Below are 23,278 nucleotides of genomic sequence, written 5' to 3' on the forward strand. Positions count from 1 at the left end.
GGTGATTCGCACCGGCGTCGGCCTTTGGCGCCTCGTGCGAGGCATCGTGCACCTGCTGCACGGCATGGTCATCGTCGCGCTGCGCTTCTCGTCACTCGATGCCGAATCACGCGCCCGCAAGGTGCAGTGGTGGAGCGCGAAGGCCCTGTGCCTGTTCGGCATCACGTTGCAGATCGAGGGCAAGCCTCGGCCCGGCGCGGCGCTGTTGGTGTCCAACCATGTGTCGTGGCTCGACATTGCGGTGATCCACGCGGCCTGCCCGCACGCCCGTTTCGTTTCCAAGGCTGACGTGCTGCGTTGGCCGTTGCTGGGCTGGTTGATCCGTTCGGTCGGCACGTTGTTCATCGAGCGCGAGCGCAAGCGCGACGCGTTGCGGGTGGTGCACGAGGTCGCCGCGGCGCTCGGTCGTGGTGACACGGTGGCGGTGTTCCCCGAGGGCACGACGGGCGCCGGCAAGACGGTGCTGCCGTTTCACGCCAATCTGTTGCAGGCAGCGATCGGCGGCCATGTGCCGGTGCAGGCGGTGGCGCTGCGCTATCACGAGCCCGGCGAGCGCTTCAGCACCTCGGCCTGCTACATCAACCAGATGACCTTGGTGCACAGCATCTGGCGCGTCGTGTGCGCGCAGGGCCTGGCCGTCCACGTGCGCTTCCTGCTCAGCGAAGGCAGCACCCACGCCGATCGGCGCGCACTCGCCGCGCATTTGCGCGACGAGATCCAGCAGGCACTGGATCAACCCGCGGCCTGACGCGCCGATGCAGCAGCGGCGAGCATCTCGCCGAGCTTCTGCGGGTTACCTTCTGCGAGGTTCATCAGCACGGCGACCGACAGCCCCTCGTCAGGGTACCAGCCCAGCCACGACGTGAAGCCCTGCCACTGACCATCGTGGTGGATGCGGCGCCGCGTGCCGTCGGTGTCGAGGAACCAGCCGAGGCCGTAGTCCGGCTGGCGGCCATTGTTCAGGCGCGCGCGTTGGTGCGCCTGCTGCCACAGCGCCGGCTGCAGCAATGCGCCGCGACGCACACCGGCATCCCAGGCCACCAGGTCTTCAATGCTCAGGTAGATCGATCCGTCGGCCGTCCGGTTCAGGCTCGGCGAGACCCAGTCGTGCTGGCGCAGCCCGGCTTTCGGATGCCGTTGATAGCCGGCGGCGCGGTGCGGCACGATCGCGCCGTCGTCGATGATGCGGGCGCTGCGCATGCCCAAGGGGGCGAACACGCGCTCTTGCAGCAGCTCGCCATAGAAGCGCCCGCCGACCCGGTTCAGCAACAGGCCGAGCAGCACATACCCGACATTGCTGTACTGCCAACGGGTTCCAGGCGCACTGGTCAGTGGCAAACGCAGGGCGATGCGCAGCAACTCGGCGTCGCTGTAGTCGCGTTGAAAGTTCAGCCGTTCGGGCGGGTAGTCCTCGGCCAGGCCGCTGGTGTGCGTCAGCAGGTGCCGCACCGTGATGCGGCGCCACGACGCAGGCACGGGCCACCAGCGCGACAGCGGGTCATCCAACCCCAGCTTGCCGTCCTGCGTCAGCAACAGCACTGCCACGGCGGTGAACTGCTTGCCGAGCGAGCCGGACTGGAAGATGGTCTGCGGCCGCACCGGCACCTCGTGGTCGAGGTGGGCGAAGCCGGCCGCATGAAGCCATGGTGGTTGGTCGCGCCGCACCACCGCCACGGCGGCGCCGGGTACCTGTTGCCGGCGCAGCTCGGCATCAATCAGCGCGGTCCAGTCGTCGGCTTGCGCCGCGCGCAGCGTCCACGGCGTGAGCGCCAGGGCGCCCATGCAGACGCGGCGCGAGACGGCGCCCGCGAGCGTCACGCTTTGCCTTGGCTCGCGACGGCCGCGGCGGCCTTGGCCGCAGCTTCGGCATCTCCGAGGTAGTAGCTCTTGACCGGCTTCAGGTTGGCGTCGAGTTCGTAGACCAGCGGGATGCCGTTCGGGATATTCAACCCGACGATATCGGCGTCGCTGATGTCGTCGAGGTACTTGACCAGTGCGCGGATCGAGTTGCCGTGCGCAGCGATCACCAGACGCTGGCCCGAGCGGATCGCTGGTGCGAGCACTTCGTCCCAGCAGGGCAGCACGCGCGCCACGGTGTCTTTCAGGCACTCGGTCAGCGGCACCTGCTCTGGCTTGAGCTTGGCATAGCGCACGTCCTGGCGCTGGCCGCGCGGGTCGTCAGCCCCGAGCGGCGGCGGAGGCGTGTCGTAGCTGCGGCGCCAGATCAGCACCTGCTCGTCTCCGTACTGCTTGGCCATGTCGCCCTTGTTCAGGCCCTGCAGGCCACCATAGTGGCGCTCGTTCAGGCGCCAGTCATTGACGACCGGCAGCCAGGTGCGGTCCATCGTGTCCAGGCAGTGCCACAGCGTCCAGATCGCACGCTTGAGCACCGAGGTGTAGGCGACATCGAACTCGTAGCCTTCGGCCTTCAGCAATGCACCGGCCGCACGGGCCTGCGCCACGCCGGTGTCGGTCAGGTCGACATCGGTCCAGCCGGTGAAACGGTTCTCCAGATTCCAGGTCGATTCGCCGTGGCGGATCAGCACGAGCTTGTACATGGGGGAACGGCCTGAGCCGCCAAGGGTTGCTGCAACGCGGCAAATTCTATAATTCCGCCCCTTTGCAACCTGACCTGGTCGTGCCGCCGTGCTGAGCTTTCTGATCGAGAACTGGATTCCGGCTGTGATGGCCCTGGTGTCAGGTGCGTTGCTGCTGTGGCCGGTGCTGCAACGCGGCCACCAGGGTGGGGCGATTTCCGCCAACGAGGCCGTGCGTCTGATCAACCGCGAGAAGGCGGTGGTGATCGATGTCTGCGAGCCGGCCGAGTATGCGGCCGGGCATGTGGCGGGTTCGCGCAACGTGCCGCTGTCGAAACTCGACGGCGCGAACAACCTGCCCAGCAACAAGGCTTTGCCGCTGGTGGTCGTGTGCGCCACCGGCGCGCGCGCCACGCGCGCGGTGGCCCAGTTGCGCAAGGCCGGCCATGCGAACGCGCAGGCGTTGGCTGGCGGGCTCAAGGCCTGGCGCGAAGCCAACCTGCCTGTCGAGGCCAGCAAGGACGCGGGCAAGCCTGCCTGAAGTGGCGCAGTGTCATCACGCGGCGTGATCTTCGGCCCGCCACTGGCGGGGTCTTGCCGTGCCATGCCGATCGTCCCGGCCGCGGCTTGCGACAATTCGCGCCATTGAAGCTGAGCATGTGGTCCCGATGAGCAAGGTGGTGATGTACACGACGCAGGTCTGCCCGTATTGCGTGCGGGCCAAGGCCTTGCTGAAGCAACGTGGCGTGTCGGCCATCGACGAGATCCGGGTCGACGTGGACCCGTCGGCGCGCAGCCGCATGGTCGAGCTGACGGGCCGGCGCACGGTGCCGCAGATCTTCATCGGCGAGACGCATGTCGGTGGCTGCGATGATCTCTTCGCGCTGGACCAGCGCGGCGGGCTGATGCCACTGCTCAACCCCGCCTGAACCCTCATCGGGCAGCAGCTTGCGCTGCGCCATAATCCGATTTGCAGCCCGCACCATCTTCGGTTGCGGGCTTTGTCGTTTCTACACCGACCCGTTTTTCGAAAGCCCATCATGGCCGAGCAAGATCAAACCCCCGTGTTCCAGCTGCAGCGCATGTACCTGAAGGACCTGTCGCTGGAGCAGCCCAACTCGCCGCAGATCCTGCTCGAGCAGCAGCAGCCGCAGGTCGACATCCAACTCGGCATGCAAGCCGAGTCGATCGCTGATGGCATGTTCGAGGTCTCGGTCACCGCGACCGTTACCACCAAGGTTGCCGACCGCACGCTGTTCCTGGTCGAGGCCAAGCAGGCCGGCATTTTCGAGATCCGCAACCTGCCGGCCGAGCAAGTGCAAGGTGTGTTGGGCGTCGTCTGCCCGCAGATGATCTACCCGTACCTGCGCGCAATCGTGTCGGACGTCTGCACCCGCGCCGGCTTCCCGCCGATCCTGCTGGCCGAGGTGAACTTCCAGGCCATGTTCGAGGCCCAGCAGCAGGCGCAAGCCAACGGCGCCGGCGAAGCCTCGATCAACTGAGCGTGAGTTCCGCGTCGACAACCGCATGAGGCTGGCGTTTCTCGGCGCAGGCGCCTGGGGCACCGCCCTGGCAATGGCTGCAGCGCGCCGGCACGAGGTGTTGTTGTGGGCGCGTGACGCCGACCAGGCGGCGCAAATGGCCGCCGAGCGTTGCAACACGCGCTACCTGCCGGGTCAGCCTTGGCCCGACGACCTGGCCGTGACGGCGGATTTCGACGCCGCCGTGGCCCATGGCGCACAGGGCCTGACGATCGTGGCCACGCCAATGGCGGGCCTGCGCGGCACACTGGCCCGCCTGCCGGCCCGGTCGCGTGTGATCTGGCTGTGCAAGGGCTTCGAGGCCGGCACCGGTCTGCTCGGCCACGAGATCGCCGCGGCGGTGCTGCCGCAGGCGGCGGCCGGTGTGCTTTCAGGCCCCAGCTTCGCGCAAGAGGTGGCGGCCGGCCTCCCGACGGCACTGGTCGCAGCGAGCTTCGAGCCGTCGCTGACGCAGCAGGTGGTCGAAGCTTTCCATCATGGCGCGCTGCGCATCTACACCTCGGCCGATCCGGTCGGCGTCGAGATCGGCGGCGCGGTCAAGAACGTGCTGGCGATCGCGACCGGCATCTCCGATGGCCTCGGCCTCGGGTTGAACGCCCGGGCCGCGCTGGTCACGCGCGGCCTGGCCGAAATGACACGCCTGGGCATCCGCATGGGCGCACAGGCCGAGACCTTCATGGGCCTGACGGGGCTCGGCGACCTCGTGCTCACTGCCACCGGCGACCTGTCGCGCAACCGCAAGTTGGGCCTGCTGCTGGCGCAAGGTGAGTCGCCTGAGCAGGGCCTGTCGCATCTGGGCCATGTGGCCGAGGGTGCCTACAGCCTGGGTACGGTGATCGAGCGCTCGCGCACGCTGAAGGTCGACATGCCGGTGGCCGAAGCCGTGTATGCCGTGGTCAGTGGTGCGGCGACCGCACGCGTGGCTGTCGAGCAGCTGCTGCAGCGCGACCCTCGCGCCGAAGCCTGAGGGTTCAAACGGCGCCTTCGAAGCCGCACTGGCGCCAGGCTTCGAACACCGCCACCGCCACGGCATTGCTCAGGTTCAGGCTGCGCTGGCCGGTTCGCATCGGCAGGCGCACGCGTTGCGCCTGAGGAAACTGCTCGCGCATCGCCGGCGCCAGGCCGGCCGTCTCGCACCCGAACACCAGGGTGTCGCCAGCCTGCCAGGCGACATCGGTCGGCGCCAGCGTGGCATGCGTCGTGAAGGCGAAGAAGCGCGCGGGCAAGGCGCCGCCGCCCGCACCGGTCGCATGCAGGAACGCAGCCCAGTCGGCATGCCGCTGCACGGGCGCGTACTCGTGGTAGTCCAGGCCCGCGCGGCGCAGCAGCTTGTCGTCCATCGAGAAGCCCAGGGGTTCGATCAAGTGCAGCTCACAGCCGGTGTTGGCGGCAAGCCGGATCACGTTGCCGGTGTTGGGCGGGATCTCGGGCTGGACCAGGACGATGCGAAACATCAAGCGATTGTCGCGTTGGTGGGCGCCGTGTCGCGCTCCGTGCGCGCCAGTACCCACAGGTGCACGGCCCGCGCACCCGCTTCGAGCAGCGCGCGGGCCGCTTCGTTCGCGGTGGTGCCGGTCGTCATCACATCGTCGACCAAGGCGACGCAGCTGCCTTGCACCGCGCGTCTTGCGGGCGCATCGCCAGGCATGAACGCGCCACGCAAATTGGCATCGCGCTGGCGGCGGTTCAGCTGCATCTGCTGCGGCGTGTCGCGCAGGCGGTGCAGCAGGTCGTGCCGTGCCGGCAGGCCGAGCGATTTCGCCGTGCGGCGCGCGATCTCCCAGGCCTGGTTGTAGCCGCGTTCGCGCAGGCGGCTGTCGGCCAGCGGTACGGCGGTGACCAGGTCGACGTCATCGTCGTGCAACCGCACGGCGAGTGTCAGCGCTCGCGCCAACGGCGCCGACCAATGCAGCTCGCCGCGGAACTTGAAGGCCGTGATCGCGTGGTCCCAGGGAAAGGCGTAGTCGAACGCCGTGACCGTGCGCTCGAACAATGGCGGCTCGTGGATGCAGCTGCCGCACATCGTCACCTCGGCAGGAACGCGAAGCGCACAGCGAACACACCGTGTCGTCGGGGCGGAGAAACGAAGCAGGCAATCGGCGCAGATGCCGGCGGGGCGCGACCATGCGCCACAAACGCCGCAAGGCGCGGGCAGCCGCCAGTGTTCATGGGCCAAGCGAGGCGAGGGCGGCATGCGGCTCAATATACTGCCCGCCGCATGGCGCTCAACGACCCGTCCCCCTCGTCCATTCGCGTTGATGCGTTGGCGGCGCAGCGCACGCTGGCGCGCCTGGCGCGTGCCGAGACCCCGTGGTTGCACCAGGAGGTTGCGCGGCGCATGGGCGAGCGGCTCGCTTGGATCAAGCGTCAGCCGGCGCAGGTGCTCGATTGGTCTGGTGCTGCGGGCGGCAGTCAAGAATTGCTGGCCGCCACCTACCCGCGCGCGCGGCTGCTGCAGGTGGCCGAGGCCGGCGCCAACGTCGAGTCGAAGGCGACACCCTGGTGGCGACGCTGGGCACGCAGCGAATCCGCACCGCAGCCGGTGGCCCCTGACGCCGTGCCTGCGGCGGTCGCGGAGCTCGTCTGGTCCAACATGCGCCTGTACTTTGCGCCCGACCCCTTGCCGCTGTTGCGCGAATGGCGTCGCGCCATCGCGCCAGAGGGCTTTCTGATGTTTTCGACCCTCGGCCCAGGCAGCCTCGGGCTGCTGCGCGCGCTGTATGAAGCGGCCGGTTGGGGCCCGGCCCACGCACCGTTTGTCGACATGCACGATCTGGGCGACATGCTGATCGAAACCGGGTTCGCCGAGCCGGTGATGGACCAGGAGACCCTGACGCTGAGTTATGCCTCGGGCGAAGCCTTGCTGGCCGAGCTGCGTGGGCTGGGCTCGAACATGGCGCCGCAACGTTTCAGAGGGTTGCGCACGCCGCGCTGGCGCGATGCGCTCCATGAACGGCTGGCGCAGCATGTTGACGCGAACGGGCGACTGTCCTTGCTGTTCGAGGTGGTCTATGGGCACGCGTTTCGCGCACCCGATGCGGGGCCGCGGGTCGAAGCGCAGACGCAGATCGGCCTGGACGACATGAAATTGATGCTGCGCCACCCCCGGCCGCGCAAATAGCGTCGGCTAGAATCCTCAGGTTGACGTGGATCCGTCAGCGCAAGCGTTCGTCTTTGACGCAGCTCAAAGCATGAACGCGGCGGGAGGCCCTCGCGGCAACCCTGAAGTCTGACGGGCGCTCTGCCCCTCGGTACCGTGCCGCCGGCCTGGCTCATGCAGCGAGCGCCGGCTCGGATCGATGGTGGTTTGGGTTTGGAACTGAATTGACGACGACGATGAAGATGACAACAAAGCTTTGCAAGGGCATCGCACAGGGCGCGTTCGCGCTCGTGGCCAGCCTGGCGTCGACGGCGGCCTTGGCGGTCAATGACCTGCCTGGCGGCCCCGCGGTCAACCAGCTCGACCTGCACCCGCCCGTCACCCGCATCGCCAGTGATGTGCACGTGCTGCACTACTGGATCATGATGGTCTGCGTGGTGATCTTCATCGCCGTCTTCGGCGTGATGTTCTATTCGATCCTGAAGCACCGCAAGTCGCAGGGCGCCAAGTCTGCGAACTTCCACGAGAGCGTCGCGGTCGAAATCGCCTGGACCATCGTGCCGTTCGTCATCGTCACCGCGATGGGCTTCGCGGCCACCAAGACGGTCGTCGCGCAGAAGGACACCACCAATGCCGACCTGACCATCAAGGCCACCGGCTACCAGTGGAAGTGGGGCTACGACTACCTCAAGGGCGAAGGTGCCGGCATCTCCTTCCTGTCGACGCTGGACGTGTCGCAGCGCGAGCTGTCCGATGCCGGTACACCGCAGGGCGACGACTACCTGCTGCGGGTCGACAACCCGCTGGTCGTGCCGGTGGACCAGAAGATTCGCGTCATCACCACCGCCGCCGACGTGATCCATGCCTGGATGGTGCCGGCCTTCGCGGTCAAGCAGGACGCGATCCCGGGCTTCGTGCGCGACACGTGGTTCAAGGCAGAGAAGACCGGTGATTTCTACGGTCAGTGCGCCGAGCTGTGTGGCAAGGAGCACGCCTACATGCCGATCCACGTGCGCGTGCTGTCGCAAGAGGACTACGCCAAGTGGGTGGACGGCGAAAAGAAGAAGATCGCTGCCAAGGCCGATGATCCGAACAAGGTCTGGGCACAGCCGGACCTGATGGCCCGCGGCGAGAAGGTCTATGCCGCCAACTGCGCGGTCTGCCATCGCCCGGACGGCAAGGGTGCCGGCCCGATCAAGCCGCTGGATGGATCGCCCATCGTGCTGAACGCCGACAAGCTGGCGCAGATCAAGGTGGTGCTGAATGGCCAGGCCAACGGCGCGATGCCGCCCTGGAAGCAGCTGTCGGACACGGAGATCGCGGCTGTCGTCACCTATTCGAAGAACAGCTGGGGCAACAAGACCGGTCAGGTCGTGCAGCCCTCGGAAGTGCTGGCCGCCCGTCAGCAGTGAGCCAACCGCGCGAGCGTAGAGACAACAAGGAATTCCCATGAGCGCAGTTCTTGACCATCACGGCGGCCACGCGCACGACGACCACCACGATCACCATGCTCCGACGGGCTGGCGCCGCTGGCTGTTTGCGACGAACCACAAGGACATCGGCACGATGTACCTGTTGTTCTCGTTCACGATGCTGATGATCGGCGGCGTCCTGGCGCTGTGCATCCGCCTCGAGCTGTTCAAGCCGGGCCTGCAGTACTTCAACCCCGAGCTGTTCAACTCGTTCACGACGATGCACGGGCTGATCATGGTGTTCGGCGCGATCATGCCGGCCTTCGTCGGCTTCGCGAACTGGATGATCCCGCTGCAGATCGGCGCGTCGGACATGGCCTTCGCGCGGATGAACAACCTGAGCTTCTGGCTGCTGATCCCGGCAGCCGTCATGCTGGCCGGTTCGTTCTTCATGCCCGGTGGTGCACCCGCCGCGGGCTGGACGCTGTATGCCCCGCTGACGCTGCAGATGGGCCCTTCGATGGACGCCGGCATCTTCGCGATGCACATCATGGGCGCGTCGTCGATCATGGGCTCGATCAACATCATCGTCACGATCCTGAACATGCGCGCACCCGGCATGACGCTGATGAAGATGCCGCTGTTCGCCTGGACCTGGCTGATCACCGCCTACCTGCTGATCGCGGTGATGCCGGTGCTGGCCGGTGCGATCACGATGACGCTGACCGATCGTCACTTCGGCACCAGCTTCTTCAACCCCGCCGGCGGCGGTGACCCGGTGATGTACCAGCACATCTTCTGGTTCTTCGGCCACCCCGAGGTCTACATCATGATCTTGCCGGCGTTCGGCATCGTGAGCGCGATCATCCCGGCCTTCGCCCGCAAGAAGCTGTTCGGCTACACCTCGATGGTCTACGCGACCGCGTCGATCGCGATCCTGTCGTTCATCGTCTGGGCGCACCACATGTACACCACCGGCATGCCGGTGACGGGCCAGCTGTTCTTCATGTACGCGACGATGTTGATCGCGGTGCCCACGGGCGTGAAGATCTTCAACTGGGTGGCCACGATGTGGCGCGGCTCGATGACCTTCGAGACCCCGATGCTGTTCGCGGTCGGCTTCCTGTTCGTGTTCTCGATGGGCGGCTTCACCGGCCTGATCCTGTCGATGGCACCGGTCGACCAGCAGTTGCAGGACACCTACTACGTCGTCGCCCACTTCCACTACGTGCTGGTGGCCGGTTCGCTGTATGCGCTGTTCGCCGGCGTCTACTACTGGGGTCCGAAGTGGACGGGTGTGATGTACTCGGAAACGCGCGGCAAGATCCACTTCTGGGGTTCGTTGATCTTCTTCAACGTGACCTTCTTCCCGATGCACTTCCTGGGCCTGGCCGGCATGCCGCGTCGTTATGCCGACTACCCGATGCAGTTCGCCGACTTCAACATGCTGGCGACGATCGGCGCCTTCGGTTTCGGCCTGATGCAGGTGTACTTCTTCCTGTTCGTCGTCGTGCCGATGATGCGCGGCAAGGGTGCGCCGGCGCCGCAGAAGCCGTGGGAAGGTGCCGAAGGCCTGGAGTGGGAAGTGCCGTCACCGGCGCCGTTCCACACCTTCGAGAACCCGCCCAAGCTCGACGCCACGGCCACCAAGGTGATCGGCTGATCGGATCGTTCGTCGCCGGCATCGCTTGACCATGGCACTCACTCCCGAACAACAACGCGCGAATCGACGCCTGGGTTGGATCCTGGTGTCGGTCGCCGTGGTGTTCGCGCTCGGCTTTTTCGCCAAGATCAAGTATCTCGGCCCTTGAACCGATTGCGCACAGGTTCTCTCGGTCATGAAGTGGTCCTGGATTTCCGCGGTCTCCGGCATGCGACGTGACCATCGCCAGATGGTGGCCAAGCTGCTCGTCGTCACCGCGGCGATGTTCGGCTTCGGCTATGCGCTGGTGCCGCTGTACAAGCACATCTGCGAAGCGCTGGGCATCAACGTGTTGAGCCTGGGCGAAAACGGCGGCAAGCGCGAGCGCCCCGCCAACACCCAGGTCGACAGCTCGCGCAGCATCACGGTCGAGTTCGACGCCAACGCCCACGGGCCGTGGGATTTCAAGCCGGCGGTCGCGTCGGTGCAGGTGCACCCGGGCGAGATGGCCACGGTGATGTACGAGTTCCGCAACAAGCAGACGCGGGCGATGGCCGCGCAGGCGATTCCGAGCTACGCGCCGCACCAGGCGGGGCCGCATTTCAACAAGATCGAGTGCTTCTGCTTCAACGAGTACACGCTGCAGCCGGGCGAAGCCAAGCAGTGGCCGGTCGTGTTCTATGTCGACCCGAAGCTGCCGAAGGACGTCACGACCATCACGTTGTCGTACACCTTCTTCGAGGTCGGCGGCAAGGTTCCCGCGGCACCCAAGGCAGCGGCTGCCGTGCCTGCCGTCACCGTGGCGCCGGTGGAGCTGAAGTCATGAGTTCGGGCAAGTCCGACGAAGATGGCTTGCGCGCCGCAATCGGCCGCAAGGGCTCGTTCCTGGGCACCATGCGCGCGGTCGCTTGGTCGTTCTTCGGCATTCGCAAAGGCAAGGGCTACGAAGAAGATGTCAGTCAGCTCAACCCGGTACACGTCGTCATCGCCGGCGTGATCGGCGCGGTGCTGTTCGTGCTGACCTTGGTCGTGCTGGTCAAGTGGATCATCGGCAGCGGCGTCGCGAGCTGAGCGTCGACGCCCTATCCAAGCAACAAACAACACGGTTCTTTCGGTTCGAGGAGCAACACATGTCCGCAGCGAGCAACCACGGGGCGACGCCCTACTACTTCGTTCCGGGTCCGTCGCGTCACCCGGCGATGGCCGCCCTCGGCCTGTTCTTCGTGATCCTGGGCGCCGGCCAATGGGTCAATGGCCACACCTGGGGCGCTTACTCTCTGATCGCCGGCCTCGCGATCTGGCTCGGTACGCTGTACTTCTGGTTCGGTGACGCGATCAGCGAGAGTGAAGGCGGCCAATACTCCGACCGCATCGACGTGTCGTTTCGCTGGAGCATGAGCTGGTTCATCTTCTCGGAAGTGATGTTCTTTGCCGCCTTCTTTGGCGCGCTGTACTGGGCCCGCATCTACTCGGTGCCGTCGCTGGGCAGCCTGGAGAACTCGCTGTTGTGGCCTGACTTCAAGGCCATCTGGCCGAGCGCCGCACCGGGCAACTTCGCGTCACCTGCCGGTACCGTGGCGCCGTTCACGACGATGGGCCCGTGGCCGATCCCGACCATCAACACCGGCATCCTGCTGACCTCCGGCGTCACGCTGACGATCGCCCACCATGCGGTGATCGCTGCGCAGCGCTCGAAGGCGATCCTGTGGATGTGGATCACGGTGCTGCTGGGCGTGACCTTCCTGGGCTTCCAGGTCTACGAGTACATGCACGCCTACAGCGAGCTGAACCTCAAGCTCAGCTCCGGCATCTACGGCTCGACCTTCTTCATGCTGACCGGCTTCCACGGCTTCCACGTGTTCGTCGGCATGCTGATGCTGCTGTTCATCACGCTGCGCCTGATGAAGGGCCACTTCACGCCGAACAGGCACTTTGGCTTCGAAGGCGCGGCCTGGTACTGGCACTTCGTGGACGTGGTCTGGCTGGGCCTGTACATCGTCGTGTACTGGCTCTGAACGTGTGAGGGCCGGTGATTGCACCGGTGTTGCCCACACAAAAAAGCGCCGCTTGCCGCGGCGCTTTGTCATTGGAGGCAGGCGCAGAGCGCTCGATCGGCTTCTACGGCTTCTACGGCTTCTACGGCTGCAGCGGCAGGCCGCTGGGGCGAATCCAGCCCAGCTGATAGGCCAGCAGGATGGTCAGGAACAGCGCGACCGACAGGCCCACGCGCAGTGCCAGCGCCCAGGCCATGCGCTTGTCCGGCCCCCTGGGGGCGTCGCCGGAACCCCCTGGTGCCTGGCGGCGTCGCAGCATGAACAGGCCCGCGCCGGCCAGCGCCGCAAGAATCGCCAGCAGCGCCAGCACGATGAACACTTTCATGGCCTGATTATTTCACCCACCGATGAGCCCGCCCCCCGTCGTCCCTGTCGAGCCCCCACCCGCGCGCGCCCGTCCGCGCTGGCTCATCCTGCTGGCCGCACTGGCCTTGATGGCGTTGACGGCGCGCCTGGGCTGGTGGCAGCTCGACCGGGCCGCGCAGAAGAAGGCGCTGCAGACGGCGATCGAGGCGCAGGCCGACGCATCGGCCCTGCCGGCCAGTGCGTTGCCGGCGGACGAGCCGGAGGCCACGCGCCAGCGCTACCGTCGCATCACGCTGCAGGGCCAGTGGATGGCGGAGCACACGGTCTACCTTGAGAACCGGCAGATGCGCGGGCGTCCCGGCTTCTTCGTGCTGACGCCGCTGAAGCTGCCGACCGGTGATGCGGTGCTGGTGCAGCGAGGCTGGTTGCCGCGCGACCTGGTCGACCGCACCCGCATCGCGCCCTACCGCACGGCGGAAGGCGAGGTGCAGATTCAGGGCCGCATCGTGCCCTGGCCGTCACACCTGACAGCCCTGGGCGCCGAGGCCTCGGGCGCGATCCGGCAAAATCTCGACTTCGCCGACGAGGCGGCCCGGGTGCAGCGAGCCTTGCGGCCGTTCGCCATCGCCGAGCTGGACCAACCGGGCCATGCCAAGGACGGCTTGCTGCGCGATTGGCCGATGCCCGCCGTCGACGTGCACAAGCATTACGGCTACGCGGCGCAGTGGTTTGCCCTCTGTGCCCTCACCGCAGGACTGTATGTCTGGTTCCAACTCATCCGACCCCGGCGCCGCCAGCGCGCCGGTGGCCCCGATTGACCTGATGGCATTGACCGTGCACAGCGGCCCGGCGCCGCGGCTGCCTGACGAGATGCCGCCGGCACGACCGCGAGGGCGTTTCACCGCACTGCTGGTGCTGCTGGCCTGCGCGGCACCGGTGCTGCTGTCCTACTTCACCTACTACGTCTGGCGGCCGAGCGCCCGCAACAACTACGCCGAACTGATCCAGCCGACGCGGGCGATGCCCGTCGACCTCGGTCTGCGCGACCTGCAGGGCCGCCCGGTCAAGAACGCTGACCTGGCCGGCCAGTGGCTTTTAGTCGTCGTCGGCGATGGCGCGTGCGATTCGCGCTGCGAGAGCCACCTGTACCAGCAGCGCCAGCTGCGTGAGATGGCCGGGCGCGAGCGCGGCCGGATCGACCGTGTCTGGCTGGTCACCGACGAGGCGCCGCTGCGTGAGCCGATTGCACGTGCACTGAACGAAGGCGACGCGCCAGCGACCGTCTTGCGGGTGTCCCGCCAAACCCTGGCGCGCTGGCTCGCGCCGGCCGCGGGGCAGGCACTCGACGACCACCTGTACCTGGTCGACCCGATGGGCGAATGGATGATGCGCGCGCCGGCCGAACTGGAGCCCAAGCGGTTCCACAAGGACCTGGACCGGCTGCTGCGCGCCTCGGCGTTCTGGGACCGCCCGGGGCGGGAGCATTGAGATGAATGGCGCCGTCACGGCGGTGGATTTTTCGCCCGCCTTGCGTTTGTTGATGCTGGCCGCGGGGTTGGCGCTGCTGCCGCTGGCCTGGTGGGCCTGGCGCCAGCGGGCGGCCGGCGCATCGGCGCGCCGTGCGGCGCTGACGATGCTGACGCTGTTCCTGACCTTCGACCTCGTCGTCTTCGGTGCCTTTACGCGGCTGACCGACTCGGGTCTGGGCTGCCCGGACTGGCCAGGCTGCTACGGCGAAGCCAGTCCGATCGCTGCCGGTGCACAGATCGCGCACGCCGAAGCCCAGCAGCCCACGGGTCCGGTCACGCAGCACAAGGCCTGGATCGAAATGGTCCACCGCTACCTGGCGATGACTGTCGGCGCGTTGATCGTCGTCTTGCTGGCCATCAGCGTGCGGGCGCGGCGCGAGTTGCCGTTCTCGATCGCCTGGCCCTGGGCGACCCTGGCCTGGGTCATCGTGCAGGGCCTGTTCGGCAAGTACACGGTGACCTTGAAGCTGTACCCGGCGATCGTCACGCTGCACCTGTTCGGCGGCCTGGTGCTGCTGGCGATGTTGATGGTCCAGGCGCAGCGCTACCAGGGGCGGGTGCTGACCCTGAGTGGCGCCGCACGCACGCTGCTGCCGGGCGTCTTGTTGCTGTTGGTCGTGCAGGTGCTGCTGGGGGCCTGGGTCAGCACCAACTATGCGGTGCTCGCGTGCCAAGGCTTTCCGCAGTGCAACGGCCAGTGGTGGCCCGGCGCGATGGATGCGCGACAGGGCTTCACGATCCTGCGCCACCTGGGTCAAGCCGGGGAGGGGGGCTTCCTGCCCGCAGAAGCGCTGGTGGCGATCCACTGGGCGCACCGCGTGTTCGCTTTGGTGCTGGTGGCAGCTCTGCTCGCGCTGGCCACGTTGCTGTGGCGCCAGCCTGGCGGTGCGGCTCGTCGCGCGGCGCAAGGCCTGCTGCTGCTGACGATGCTCCAAGTCGGCACCGGCGCCGCCAACGTCGTGTTGGAGTGGCCGCTCGTCGCCGCCCTGATGCACACCGGCGGCGCCGCGGCGTTGGTCCTGCTGCTGGTGTCGCTGCAGGTGCGCGCCGTCTCAGATTCGTCCCCCGCCCGAGCCACCACGGCCACGCGCCACCCCGCGCCACAATGAACACGACCGTGTCTTCGACCACCTTGCCTCCCCCGTCTCCCTGGGCGCAGTACTACGCGCTGACCAAGCCGCGCGTCGTGCAGCTGATCGTCTTCTGTGCCGTGATCGGCATGCTGCTGGCCGTTCCCGGCTGGCCGGACTGGGGCGTGCTGATCGCCGCCACCGTTGGCATCTGGCTGGTCGCCGGGGCCGCCGCGGCGTTCAACTGCCTGGTCGAGGGCGAGATCGACCGCCGCATGAAGCGCACCGCATGGCGGCCCACCGCCAAGGGCGAGCTGGCCGACCGCCACACATTGGCGTTCTCGGGGCTGCTGTGCGCGGTCGGCTGCGCGATCTTGTGGTTCTGGGTCAACCCACTGACGATGGGGCTGACGCTCGCCACCTTCGTCGGCTACGCGGTCATCTACACCGTCATCCTGAAGCCATTGACGCCGCAGAACATCGTGATCGGCGGTGCTTCCGGTGCCATGCCGCCGGTGCTTGGCTGGGCCGCCATGCGTGGCGAGGCCGGACCCGAGGCCTGGCTGCTGTGTCTGATCATCTTCCTCTGGACACCGCCGCATTTTTGGGCGCTGGCCCTGTACCGCGCCGAGGACTACGCCCGCGCCGGCCTGCCGATGCTGCCGGTGACCCATGGCGCGGCGTTCACGCGGCTGCATGTGTTCCTGTATACCGTCGTGCTGTTCGCCGGTACGTTGCTGCCGTTCGTCTATGGCATGAGCGGCTGGATCTACCTGGCCGCTGCAGTGGCGCTGGGTGTCGGCTTCATGGCGTATGGCTTCCGCCTCTGGCGCGACTACTCGGACACCTTGGCCCGCCGCACCTTCCGCTTCTCGATCCTGCACCTGTCGCTACTGTTCGCGGCGCTGCTGGTCGACCACTACGTGAGCCCCTGGCTGGCCGCGGCCACCACTTGAAGAAAGCCCACCCATGCAATTGAATCCGACGCGGCGCTCGACGCTTCACCTCGCCGCCATGGCCCTGGCCATCGGTTTGACCGGCCTGGCGGGTTGCACCAAGAAGCCGGTGGCCTTCCAGGGCATCGACATCACGGGCGCCGACTACGCGCGCCAGCTGAACCTGACCGATGCCGACGGCAAGGCCCGCACCTTGGCCGACTTCAAGGGCAAGGTCGCCGTGGTCTTCTTCGGCTACACCCAATGCCCGGACGTGTGCCCGACGACCCTCGCCGAGATCGCTGCCGTGAAGAAGCAGCTCGGCGCCGATGGTGACAAGCTCGTCGGCGTGTTCGTCAGCGTCGATCCCGAGCGCGACACGGCGCCGGTACTGAAGGCCTACGTCGAAAGCTTCGGCAAGGACTTTGTCGCGCTGCGCGGCAGCGTCGAGGAGATCAAGGCCGTCGCGCGCGAGTTCAAGGTGTTCTACGCCAAGGTGCCGGGCACCACCGATGGCAGCTACACGATGGACCACACCGCCAACTCCTATGTGTTCGACCCGCAGGGCCGTGTGCGGCTGGCCGAACGCTACGGCTCAGGGCCCGATGCCCTGGCCAAGGATGTCAGGGCGCTGCTCGATGGCGCATGAGTCGCCACCAGCCTCGGCAGGCACTGGCACAAAAAAAAGGCTCCCGCGGGAGCCCTTTTTGTGGGCGGTCGACGCGTCGCGTCAAGCCGTCTCGAGCGCCTTGCGCATCTTCTTCAGCGCGGCCGACTCGATCTGCCGGATGCGCTCGGCGCTGACGCCGTACTCGGCAGCCAGCTCGTGCAGCGTCATGCCGCCGCTGGAATCGTCGTTGACCTTCAGCCAGCGCTCTTCGACGATGCGGCGGCTGCGCGAATCGAGATGCTCCAGCGCGCGCGCGATGCCGTCGCCGGAAAGGGAGTCCCGGCCGCGGGCTTCGAGCACGTGGGTCGGTTCCTGGCTTTCGTCGGCCAAGTAGGCGATCGGCGCGTAGCTTTCTTCGCCGTCGTCGGTCTGGGGCTCCAGCGCCACGTCGCCGCCCGACAGCCGGGTCTCCATCTCGATGACTTCTTCCGGCTTCACGTTCAGCTCGCGCGCCACGAGACTGACTTCGTCCGGTGTCAGGGTCGCGCGGTGGGTCTGCCCCTCGAGCGCCTGGCCCTTGAGGCCCTGCTTCATCGAGCGCAGGTTGAAGAACAACTTGCGCTGAGCCTTGGTCGTCGCGACCTTGACCATGCGCCAGTTCTTCAAGATGTATTCGTGGATCTCGGCCTTGATCCAGTGCAGCGCATAGCTGACCAGACGCACGCCTTGGTCCGGGTCGAAGCGCTTGACGGCCTTCATCAGGCCGACATTGCCCTCCTGGATCAAGTCGCCGTGCGGCAGGCCGTAGCCCAGGTATTGCCGCGACACCGAGACGACCAGGCGCAGGTGCGACAGCACCAGCCGCCCGGCAGCCTCCAGGTCGCCTTGTTCACGCAGGCGGCTGGCAAACTGGCTCTCTTCCTCGGGCGTCAGCAGCGGAATGCGGTTGACCGCTGTGATGTATGCATCGAGGTTGGCGATGGCCGGCACCATCGCCCACGGGTCGCGCAGGGCCAGGGTGTTGGAGGTGGCAGTCGTGTTCATCGGTCTTTCGGACTCGCGGCAGGGGCCGTGGTTCCGTTGAATATTAGCACTCCTGACCGGCGAGTGCTAAAGCCCGGGTTGACGCCGCGCAATCCAGCCCTCGGTGGACCAACCTTGTTGGCCCGCAGGAATGGCCCCCGGAAAAAGAGGGCGGCCATCACATTTCTCTCAGAGAGGTTATGAAAGGTGCTGTCCAGCCTATTGGGGCAATGCTTCTCCACCCATGAAACCTCGCCGCCTCGCCCGCCTCACGTGCTTGGCCTGGACGGGAGTCCTGGGTTGAAGAAAACCGGCGTGGTGGCCGACGCACTTGCCTGGTGGCATGGCATATGCCGCTGCCTGGCTGCCTGCGGTACGAAAACTGCTCGCAGCCCGCTGAAAACGCTGAGAAGGTGGCGCCCGGCCTTCGCCGATACTGCGCGCCGCCCACGGGGACCCGAGAGGAACGACGACAGACGTGCCTACGCTGACCGACCTGCTGCCTGACCGCCACGACGCCGCCGCCGAGATCGTCAGCGAGGCGCCCGAGCCCCGTGAAGCGACGGTGGCGGCCGTGTTGCGCGAGGCCTTGGCGCCGCTGCTCGATGCGCTCGCTGGGCAGCCGCCCCGGCCGGTGCGGCTGATGCGGCGCATCGGGCTCGACAAGAGCCTGGCCAGCCGGCTGGTGCAGGCGGTGCGGGCCGAGTCCGACTCGCAGTTCCTGCACCTGCTGCCCTCGCCGACGGGGCTGCGCATCCTGATCGAACGCAGCCGCAACGAACCGGCCGCGGCCGACTGGTTGCCAGCGGTCGAGCGGGCGGTCGACGCTTTCGCGGCGCTGCTGGACGCCTTGCCGGGCGGCCGCCAGGCGCTGGATGCGCGCCTGGGCGAAGACCTCTCGTCGATCCGCGAGCGACGTGAGCACATGGCTCGCCAGGCATCGTTCAAGGCGGTGTCATTCCTCTTCGGCCACTACTGCGAGACGCTGTCGACGGCGCTGTTCCTGTTCCCGTCGGCCGCCGGCCGGTGGGTCGACGCGGTCGAGGTCCACCGCCGCCTCGGCCTGCGTCGCATCACGCCGGGCACGGCGCTGCCGCTGTTGAGTCTGCACGCGCCATCGGGTCCCGCGCCGGCGGTCGAGCGCGCCCGGCGGCTGACCCCGATCGACGGCGTCTCGGCCGACACCCAAACCGCCGCGGATGCCCAGCGTTTCTTCATCGCCGAAGGCTGCAGCCTGCCGCTGCCGGCGCTGGACGTCGAGCAGGAGGGCGGCAGCAGCACCTTCCTGCTCGGTGCGCAGTCACCCGACCCGTTGCCGGCACGCTTGACCACGGCGCTGCGCATCACCAACGTCCAACCGCTGCAGCCCGATGCACCCTATCTGACCGTGCGCAACTACATGCTGCACACGCCTTGCCAGCGGCTGGTACGCGAGATCTACCTCGCCGACGGGCTGTGGCCCGATGCACTGCCGCACATCGGCTTCTATCTGCCCGGGCCTTCCGGCATCGCGCTGCCGCCACCACCGCCCGGGGTGCCGCACTACCGTCGGCTGCACCTGAGCGCGCCGATCGAACAACTGCCTGCCGGGCCGGCGATATCGCCATTGACCGGCGTCGCCGACCACGCCAGCGTGCTGGGGGCGGTGCTGCGGCGTGCCGGCCTGGGGGAGTTGCACTTTCGCGGCTGGCGCTGCCAGACGCCTTACCCGGTGCCGCTGGTCGAGATGCAGCTGGGCTTTCGCTTTGCCGGCCACCGCGAGGGGGCGGCCGGCGGCCCCAGCTAGACCATCTTCTCCGGCCGGACCCAGGCGTCGAACTGCTCGGCGGTGATGCCGCCCACGGCGAGTGCGGCTTCGCGCAGCGACAGCCCTTGCGCATGCGCATGCTTGGCGATCTTGGCCGCGCGGTCGTAGCCGATGTGCGGGTTCAGTGCCGTCACCAGCATCAGCGAGCGTTCCAGCAATTCGGTGATGCGGTCCCGATCGGGCTCGATGCCCTGGGCGCAGTGGGCGTCGAAACTGGCCATGCCGTCACCCAGCAAGCGCACGCTTTGCAGGAAGTTGTGGGCGATCAGCGGCTTGAACACGTTCAGCTCGAAGTTGCCAGACGCCCCGCCGATGCCGAGCGCCACGTCGTTGCCCATCACCTGGCAGCAGGCCATCGTCAATGCCTCACACTGCGTCGGGTTGACCTTGCCGGGCATGATCGAGCTGCCAGGTTCGTTCTCCGGGATGCGCAGCTCGCCCAGGCCGCAGCGCGGCCCCGAGGCCAGCCAGCGCACATCGTTGGCGATCTTCATCAAGGCGACGGCCAGGGTCTTCAATGCGCCGTGGGCGCTGACCAACGCGTCGTGGCCGGCCAGCGCAGCAAAGCGGTTCGGCGCGGCAAGAAACGGCGCGCCGGTGTCGCGGCTCAGCTGCAGGGTCACCCCGTCTGCGAACTGCGGGTGGGTGTTCAACCCGGTGCCCACCGCCGTGCCGCCGACCGCCAACTCGTGCAACGGCCCCAGCGCCGCGGTAACGGCCTGCGCGGCGTGGTCCAGCTGAGCCACCCAACCCGACATCTCCTGCCCCAGCGTCAGCGGGGTCGCGTCCTGCAGGTGGGTGCGGCCGATCTTGACGATGTCGGCGAACGCGTTGGCCTTGGCGGCCAGCGTGCCGCGCAGCGCTCGCAATGCCGGCAGCAGATCGTTGGCGACCGCCAGCGCCGCGGCCACATGCATCGCGGTCGGGAAGATATCGTTCGACGACTGCCCGAGGTTGACGTGGTCGTTCGGGTGCACCTGCCGTTCCTGGCCGCGCTGGCCGCCCAGCAGCTCCGAGGCGCGATTGGCCAGCACCTCGTTCATGTTCATGTTGGTCTGCGTGCCCGAGCCGGTCTGCCAGACCGACAACGGGAAGGCATTGGCGTGGCTGCCGGCCAGCACCTCGTCGGCCGCCTGGATGATCGCCTCGGCCAGGCGCTCGTCGAGCAGGCCCAAGCCCGCGTTGACGCCAGCTGCCGCGCGCTTGACCCGCGCCAGCGCCATCAGCAGCGCGTCGGGCATGCGCTCGCTGGAGATGTGGAAGTACTCGAGCGAGCGCTGGGTTTGCGCGCCCCACAGGGCGTCGGCGGGCACCTCGATGGGGCCGAAGGTGTCGCGCTCGGTGCGCGTGGCGTCTTTTTTCATGCAGGCTCCCGGCGGCCTCGCCGGGAAGCCGCATCAGACGTTGAACAGGAAGTGCAGCACGTCGCCGTCCTTGACGACGTATTCCTTGCCTTCGGCCCGCATCTTGCCGGCATCCTTGGCGCCTTGCTCACCGCCGAACTTGATGAAGTCGTCGTAGGCAATGGTTTGCGCGCGGATGAAGCCGCGTTCGAAGTCGGTGTGGATCGCGCCGGCCGCCTGCGGCGCGGTGTCGCCGATGTGGATCGTCCAGGCGCGCACTTCCTTCACACCGGCGGTGAAGTAGGTCTGCAGGCCCAGCAGGCTGAACGCCGAGCGGATCAGGCGGTTCAGCCCCGGCTCGTCCTGGCCCATCTCGGCCAGGAACATCGCTTTGTCCTCATCGGACATGTCGGACAGTTCGCTCTCGGTCTTGGCGCAGATCGCGACGACCGGGGCCTTCTGCTTGGCGGCGTATTCGCGCAGCCGGTCCAGGAACGGGTTGTTCTCGAAGCCGGACTCGGACACGTTGCCGACGAACATCGCCGGCTTGGCGGTGATCAGGCACAGCGGTTTCAGCACGGCCTGCTCTTCCTTGCTGAAATCGATCGAGCGCACCGGGCGGCCCTCGTTCAGCGCGGCGTCGCACTTCTTCAGCACCTCGACCAGGCGGGCGGCTTCCTTGTCGCCGCCGGCCTTGGCCACTTTGCTGTAACGCTGCAAGCTCTTCTCGACCGTGGCCAGGTCAGCCAGGCACAGCTCGGTCTGGATCACTTCGATGTCGGAGATCGGGTCGACCTTGCCGGCGACGTGGATGACGTTCTCGTCTTCGAAGCAGCGCACCACGTTGACGATCGCGTCGGTCTCGCGGATGTGCGACAAAAACTGGTTGCCCAGGCCTTCACCCTTGCTGGCGCCGGCCACCAGGCCCGCGATGTCGACGAACTCGACGATCGCCGGCAGGATGCGCTCGGGCTTGACGATGGCGGCCAGCGCCTGCAGGCGTGAGTCCGGCAGCTCGACCACGCCGACGTTCGGCTCGATCGTGCAGAAGGGGTAGTTCTCGGCGGCGATGCCGGCCTTCGTCAAGGCATTGAACAGGGTGGATTTGCCGACGTTGGGCAGGCCGACGATGCCGCACTTCAGGCTCATGGGGGCTTCCGGGGGAGAAAAGAGGGCGTCGCCGGGAAGATCAAGAATGTCATGGGCATCCCGGGCGCGGAACCCGACATTTTAGGCGGCCTCCCTACAATTCCCCGCATGACCGCCTTCGACGTGCGCATTCTCGGCTCGGGCATCGTCAGCCGCAGTCTCGCGCTGGCGCTGGCCCGCCAGGGGCTGCGCGTGGCCCTGCAGACCCGGCCGGGCGCCGCCCATGCCAGCCCGGATGTGCGTGCCTACGCGCTGAACCCGGCTTCGGTGGCGCTGCTGGCCGACCTGCGCGCCTGGGATACCTTGCCGGCCGACGCCCGCACGGCCGTGCACGACATGCGCGTGGCAGGCGACGCACCGGGCGCCCAGCTGGCGTTCTCGGCCTTCGCGCAGGCGGTGCCGGCGCTGGCGTGGATCGTCGATGCCGCAGCGCTCGAGGCCGTGCTGGAAACGGCCATCGGCTTCAGTCCGCAGGTTCATCTGTTCGCCGAACCGCCGGCGGCTGCCTTGACGGTGGTGGCCGAAGGCAAGGCCTCGCTGCTGCGCCAGCAGCTGGGGGTGCAGTTCGAACAGCACAGCTATGGCCAACGCGCGATCGCGGCCCGGCTGGTGGCCGACCGACCGCACAGCGGCGTGGCGCACCAGTGGTTCCGCAGCCCCGACATCCTGGCCCTGTTGCCGTTTGACCGGCCGCAGGTCGGCCACGGCTACGGCCTGGTCTGGTCGCTGCCCGAGGCCGAAGCCGAACGCCTGCTGGCGCTGCCTGCAGCCGACTTCGACGCCGCGCTGAACGGCGCCACCGGCGGTGGCGCCGGCCGCCTGGCACTGGCCAGCGAGCGCACTGCCTGGCCGCTGATGCTGGGCCGGGCGTCGGCGGTCAGTGGCGCGGGTTGGGCACTGGTCGGCGATGCCGCCCACGTGGTACACCCGCTGGCTGGGCAGGGACTCAACCTGGGCCTGGCCGACGTGGCTGCGCTGGCCGATGTGGTGAAGCGACGCGAGAGCTGGCGTTCACCCGGCGACGCCGAGCTGTTGCGCCGCTATGCTCGCCGCCGTGCCACCGGCACCTGGGCGATGGCCCAGGCCACCGATGGCCTGTGGCAGCTTTTTGCCGGCCAACAGCCCTGGCTGCGGGAACTTCGCAACCGCGGGCTGGGTCTGGTCAATCACATCACACCCGTCAAGCGCTGGCTCGTGGGCCAGGCGATTGACACCTGATC

Annotated in this window: 27 protein-coding genes; 19 read left to right on the forward strand and 8 right to left on the reverse strand. The window is 67.4% G+C overall.

The window, feature by feature from the left end; genetic code table 11:
• Position 1 precedes the first annotated feature (1 nt).
• Entirely contained in the window at positions 2–748 is a 747-nt protein-coding gene (locus VFY73_RS21905) for a lysophospholipid acyltransferase family protein (RefSeq protein ID WP_329722748.1), read from the forward strand.
• Here the strand turns inward: VFY73_RS21905 and VFY73_RS21910 are convergent.
• Both VFY73_RS21910 and gpmA read right to left on the reverse strand, forming a co-directional pair.
• Positions 733–1,818: a serine hydrolase domain-containing protein gene (locus VFY73_RS21910; protein WP_329722750.1), complete on the reverse strand. Its 1,086-nt coding sequence runs from the start codon at positions 1,816–1,818 to the stop codon at positions 733–735. The genes VFY73_RS21905 and VFY73_RS21910 overlap by 16 nt on opposite strands.
• On the reverse strand, positions 1,815–2,558 hold the full coding sequence (gene gpmA, locus VFY73_RS21915) for a 2,3-diphosphoglycerate-dependent phosphoglycerate mutase (RefSeq protein ID WP_329722752.1): 744 nt from the start codon (positions 2,556–2,558) through the stop codon (positions 1,815–1,817). Before gpmA ends, VFY73_RS21910 begins: the two co-directional genes overlap by 4 nt.
• Before the next feature lie 91 nt (positions 2,559–2,649).
• On the opposite strand from gpmA, the gene VFY73_RS21920 reads away from it, so the two are divergent.
• The 4 genes from VFY73_RS21920 (at position 2,650) to VFY73_RS21935 (ending at position 5,045) form a co-directional block, all read left to right on the forward strand.
• The gene (locus tag VFY73_RS21920) at positions 2,650–3,078 is read left to right on the forward strand and encodes a rhodanese-like domain-containing protein (protein WP_329722969.1); all 429 of its coding nucleotides are present in this window, start codon (positions 2,650–2,652) and stop codon (positions 3,076–3,078) included.
• Positions 3,079–3,205: 127 nt separating this feature from the next.
• Entirely contained in the window at positions 3,206–3,466 is a 261-nt protein-coding gene (gene grxC, locus VFY73_RS21925; RefSeq protein ID WP_329722754.1) for a glutaredoxin 3, read from the forward strand.
• Between the two features lie 111 nt (positions 3,467–3,577).
• On the forward strand, positions 3,578–4,039 hold the full coding sequence (gene secB, locus VFY73_RS21930; protein ID WP_329722756.1) for a protein-export chaperone SecB: 462 nt from the start codon (positions 3,578–3,580) through the stop codon (positions 4,037–4,039).
• Positions 4,040–4,064: 25 nt separating this feature from the next.
• A complete protein-coding gene (locus VFY73_RS21935; protein ID WP_329722758.1) occupies positions 4,065–5,045 on the forward strand; it encodes an NAD(P)H-dependent glycerol-3-phosphate dehydrogenase in 981 nt (326 codons plus the stop codon).
• 4 nt (positions 5,046–5,049) lie between these two features.
• On the opposite strand, the gene VFY73_RS21940 is transcribed toward VFY73_RS21935, so the two are convergent.
• On the reverse strand, positions 5,050–5,532 hold the full coding sequence (locus tag VFY73_RS21940; RefSeq protein ID WP_329722760.1) for a tRNA (cytidine(34)-2'-O)-methyltransferase: 483 nt from the start codon (positions 5,530–5,532) through the stop codon (positions 5,050–5,052).
• On the reverse strand, positions 5,532–6,101 hold the full coding sequence (locus VFY73_RS21945) for a ComF family protein (RefSeq protein ID WP_329722762.1): 570 nt from the start codon (positions 6,099–6,101) through the stop codon (positions 5,532–5,534). The genes VFY73_RS21940 and VFY73_RS21945 overlap by 1 nt, the downstream gene beginning before the upstream one ends.
• A 195-nt stretch (positions 6,102–6,296) precedes the next feature.
• Here VFY73_RS21945 and VFY73_RS21950 point away from each other — a divergent pair, with 195 nt between their 5' ends.
• The 7 genes from VFY73_RS21950 to VFY73_RS21980 all read left to right on the forward strand — a co-directional run bounded on the left by VFY73_RS21950 (position 6,297) and on the right by VFY73_RS21980 (position 12,247).
• Entirely contained in the window at positions 6,297–7,199 is a 903-nt protein-coding gene (locus VFY73_RS21950) for a biotin synthase (RefSeq protein WP_329722764.1), read from the forward strand.
• A 221-nt stretch (positions 7,200–7,420) separates the two neighbouring features.
• Positions 7,421–8,590: a cytochrome c oxidase subunit II gene (gene coxB / locus VFY73_RS21955; RefSeq protein ID WP_329722971.1), complete on the forward strand. Its 1,170-nt coding sequence runs from the start codon at positions 7,421–7,423 to the stop codon at positions 8,588–8,590.
• Between the two features lie 37 nt (positions 8,591–8,627).
• On the forward strand, positions 8,628–10,253 hold the full coding sequence (ctaD, locus tag VFY73_RS21960) for a cytochrome c oxidase subunit I (RefSeq protein ID WP_329722766.1): 1,626 nt from the start codon (positions 8,628–8,630) through the stop codon (positions 10,251–10,253).
• Between the two features lie 31 nt (positions 10,254–10,284).
• On the forward strand, positions 10,285–10,401 hold the full coding sequence (locus tag VFY73_RS21965; RefSeq protein WP_329722768.1) for a cytochrome oxidase small assembly protein: 117 nt from the start codon (positions 10,285–10,287) through the stop codon (positions 10,399–10,401).
• Between the two features lie 27 nt (positions 10,402–10,428).
• Complete coding sequence (locus tag VFY73_RS21970) at positions 10,429–11,058, forward strand: cytochrome c oxidase assembly protein (RefSeq protein ID WP_329722770.1); 630 nt, start codon at positions 10,429–10,431, stop codon at positions 11,056–11,058.
• Positions 11,055–11,303, forward strand: coding sequence for a DUF2970 domain-containing protein (locus VFY73_RS21975; protein WP_329722772.1), 249 nt, complete (start codon positions 11,055–11,057; stop codon positions 11,301–11,303). Before VFY73_RS21970 ends, VFY73_RS21975 begins: the two co-directional genes overlap by 4 nt.
• 59 nt (positions 11,304–11,362) lie before the next feature.
• Positions 11,363–12,247, forward strand: coding sequence for a cytochrome c oxidase subunit 3 (locus tag VFY73_RS21980; RefSeq protein ID WP_329722774.1), 885 nt, complete (start codon positions 11,363–11,365; stop codon positions 12,245–12,247).
• Positions 12,248–12,368: 121 nt separating this feature from the next.
• Here VFY73_RS21980 and VFY73_RS21985 read toward each other — a convergent pair whose 3' ends face one another.
• On the reverse strand, positions 12,369–12,611 hold the full coding sequence (locus tag VFY73_RS21985; RefSeq protein WP_329722776.1) for a DUF2909 domain-containing protein: 243 nt from the start codon (positions 12,609–12,611) through the stop codon (positions 12,369–12,371).
• 22 nt (positions 12,612–12,633) lie between these two features.
• Here VFY73_RS21985 and VFY73_RS21990 point away from each other — a divergent pair, with 22 nt between their 5' ends.
• The 5 genes from VFY73_RS21990 to VFY73_RS22010 are packed head-to-tail and all read left to right on the forward strand — an operon-like array spanning position 12,634 to position 16,775.
• Positions 12,634–13,410: an SURF1 family protein gene (locus VFY73_RS21990; protein ID WP_329722778.1), complete on the forward strand. Its 777-nt coding sequence runs from the start codon at positions 12,634–12,636 to the stop codon at positions 13,408–13,410.
• 4 nt (positions 13,411–13,414) lie between these two features.
• A complete protein-coding gene (locus tag VFY73_RS21995) occupies positions 13,415–14,080 on the forward strand; it encodes a hypothetical protein (RefSeq protein ID WP_329722780.1) in 666 nt (221 codons plus the stop codon).
• A 1-nt stretch (position 14,081) separates the two neighbouring features.
• Complete coding sequence (locus VFY73_RS22000; protein WP_329722782.1) at positions 14,082–15,230, forward strand: COX15/CtaA family protein; 1,149 nt, start codon at positions 14,082–14,084, stop codon at positions 15,228–15,230.
• On the forward strand, positions 15,227–16,147 hold the full coding sequence (cyoE, locus tag VFY73_RS22005) for a heme o synthase (protein WP_329722784.1): 921 nt from the start codon (positions 15,227–15,229) through the stop codon (positions 16,145–16,147). The genes VFY73_RS22000 and cyoE overlap by 4 nt, the downstream gene beginning before the upstream one ends.
• A 13-nt stretch (positions 16,148–16,160) precedes the next feature.
• Complete coding sequence (locus tag VFY73_RS22010; protein WP_329722786.1) at positions 16,161–16,775, forward strand: SCO family protein; 615 nt, start codon at positions 16,161–16,163, stop codon at positions 16,773–16,775.
• Positions 16,776–16,856: 81 nt separating this feature from the next.
• Here the strand turns inward: VFY73_RS22010 and rpoH are convergent, their stop codons facing one another.
• Positions 16,857–17,780: an RNA polymerase sigma factor RpoH gene (rpoH, locus tag VFY73_RS22015; RefSeq protein WP_329722788.1), complete on the reverse strand. Its 924-nt coding sequence runs from the start codon at positions 17,778–17,780 to the stop codon at positions 16,857–16,859.
• A gap of 457 nt (positions 17,781–18,237) precedes the next feature.
• Between rpoH and VFY73_RS22020 the strand changes: the two genes are divergently transcribed.
• Positions 18,238–19,545 carry a hypothetical protein gene (locus VFY73_RS22020; RefSeq protein ID WP_329722790.1) on the forward strand — a complete coding sequence of 436 codons (1,308 nt, stop codon included), beginning with the start codon at positions 18,238–18,240 and terminating at the stop codon, positions 19,543–19,545.
• Here the strand turns inward: VFY73_RS22020 and fumC are convergent.
• Together fumC and ychF are read right to left on the reverse strand one after the other, a co-directional pair.
• Complete coding sequence (gene fumC, locus VFY73_RS22025; protein ID WP_329722792.1) at positions 19,542–20,930, reverse strand: class II fumarate hydratase; 1,389 nt, start codon at positions 20,928–20,930, stop codon at positions 19,542–19,544. The genes VFY73_RS22020 and fumC overlap by 4 nt on opposite strands.
• 33 nt (positions 20,931–20,963) lie before the next feature.
• Positions 20,964–22,058, reverse strand: a complete 1,095-nt coding sequence (ychF, locus tag VFY73_RS22030; protein WP_329722794.1) for a redox-regulated ATPase YchF — start codon at positions 22,056–22,058, stop codon at positions 20,964–20,966.
• A 108-nt stretch (positions 22,059–22,166) separates the two neighbouring features.
• On the opposite strand from ychF, the gene VFY73_RS22035 reads away from it, so the two are divergent.
• Positions 22,167–23,276, forward strand: coding sequence for an FAD-dependent monooxygenase (locus tag VFY73_RS22035; protein ID WP_329722796.1), 1,110 nt, complete (start codon positions 22,167–22,169; stop codon positions 23,274–23,276).
• Positions 23,277–23,278 lie beyond the last annotated feature (2 nt).

Origin of the sequence: Ideonella sp., from assembly GCF_036277275.1 — a bacterium.
In the GTDB taxonomy this organism is placed as follows: Bacteria; Pseudomonadota; Gammaproteobacteria; order Burkholderiales; family Burkholderiaceae_C; genus Ideonella.

Bases quoted from the DNA above. Each gene is read 5' to 3' on its own strand.
- gpmA (WP_329722752.1), bottom strand. From the start codon at position 2,558: ATGTACAAGCTCGTGCTGATCCGCCACGGCGAATCGACCTGGAATCTG.
- grxC (WP_329722754.1), top strand. From the start codon at position 3,206: ATGAGCAAGGTGGTGATGTACACGACGCAGGTCTGCCCGTATTGCGTG.
- secB (WP_329722756.1), top strand. From the start codon at position 3,578: ATGGCCGAGCAAGATCAAACCCCCGTGTTCCAGCTGCAGCGCATGTAC.
- VFY73_RS21935 (WP_329722758.1), top strand. From the start codon at position 4,065: ATGAGGCTGGCGTTTCTCGGCGCAGGCGCCTGGGGCACCGCCCTGGCA.
- VFY73_RS21940 (WP_329722760.1), bottom strand. From the start codon at position 5,532: ATGTTTCGCATCGTCCTGGTCCAGCCCGAGATCCCGCCCAACACCGGC.
- VFY73_RS21945 (WP_329722762.1), bottom strand. From the start codon at position 6,101: ATGTGCGGCAGCTGCATCCACGAGCCGCCATTGTTCGAGCGCACGGTC.
- VFY73_RS21950 (WP_329722764.1), top strand. From the start codon at position 6,297: ATGGCGCTCAACGACCCGTCCCCCTCGTCCATTCGCGTTGATGCGTTG.
- coxB (WP_329722971.1), top strand. From the start codon at position 7,421: ATGACAACAAAGCTTTGCAAGGGCATCGCACAGGGCGCGTTCGCGCTC.
- ctaD (WP_329722766.1), top strand. From the start codon at position 8,628: ATGAGCGCAGTTCTTGACCATCACGGCGGCCACGCGCACGACGACCAC.
- VFY73_RS21965 (WP_329722768.1), top strand. From the start codon at position 10,285: ATGGCACTCACTCCCGAACAACAACGCGCGAATCGACGCCTGGGTTGG.
- VFY73_RS21970 (WP_329722770.1), top strand. From the start codon at position 10,429: ATGAAGTGGTCCTGGATTTCCGCGGTCTCCGGCATGCGACGTGACCAT.
- VFY73_RS21975 (WP_329722772.1), top strand. From the start codon at position 11,055: ATGAGTTCGGGCAAGTCCGACGAAGATGGCTTGCGCGCCGCAATCGGC.
- VFY73_RS21980 (WP_329722774.1), top strand. From the start codon at position 11,363: ATGTCCGCAGCGAGCAACCACGGGGCGACGCCCTACTACTTCGTTCCG.
- VFY73_RS21985 (WP_329722776.1), bottom strand. From the start codon at position 12,611: ATGAAAGTGTTCATCGTGCTGGCGCTGCTGGCGATTCTTGCGGCGCTG.
- VFY73_RS21990 (WP_329722778.1), top strand. From the start codon at position 12,634: ATGAGCCCGCCCCCCGTCGTCCCTGTCGAGCCCCCACCCGCGCGCGCC.
- VFY73_RS21995 (WP_329722780.1), top strand. From the start codon at position 13,415: ATGGCATTGACCGTGCACAGCGGCCCGGCGCCGCGGCTGCCTGACGAG.
- VFY73_RS22000 (WP_329722782.1), top strand. From the start codon at position 14,082: ATGAATGGCGCCGTCACGGCGGTGGATTTTTCGCCCGCCTTGCGTTTG.
- cyoE (WP_329722784.1), top strand. From the start codon at position 15,227: ATGAACACGACCGTGTCTTCGACCACCTTGCCTCCCCCGTCTCCCTGG.
- VFY73_RS22010 (WP_329722786.1), top strand. From the start codon at position 16,161: ATGCAATTGAATCCGACGCGGCGCTCGACGCTTCACCTCGCCGCCATG.
- rpoH (WP_329722788.1), bottom strand. From the start codon at position 17,780: ATGAACACGACTGCCACCTCCAACACCCTGGCCCTGCGCGACCCGTGG.
- fumC (WP_329722792.1), bottom strand. From the start codon at position 20,930: ATGAAAAAAGACGCCACGCGCACCGAGCGCGACACCTTCGGCCCCATC.
- ychF (WP_329722794.1), bottom strand. From the start codon at position 22,058: ATGAGCCTGAAGTGCGGCATCGTCGGCCTGCCCAACGTCGGCAAATCC.
- VFY73_RS22035 (WP_329722796.1), top strand. From the start codon at position 22,167: ATGACCGCCTTCGACGTGCGCATTCTCGGCTCGGGCATCGTCAGCCGC.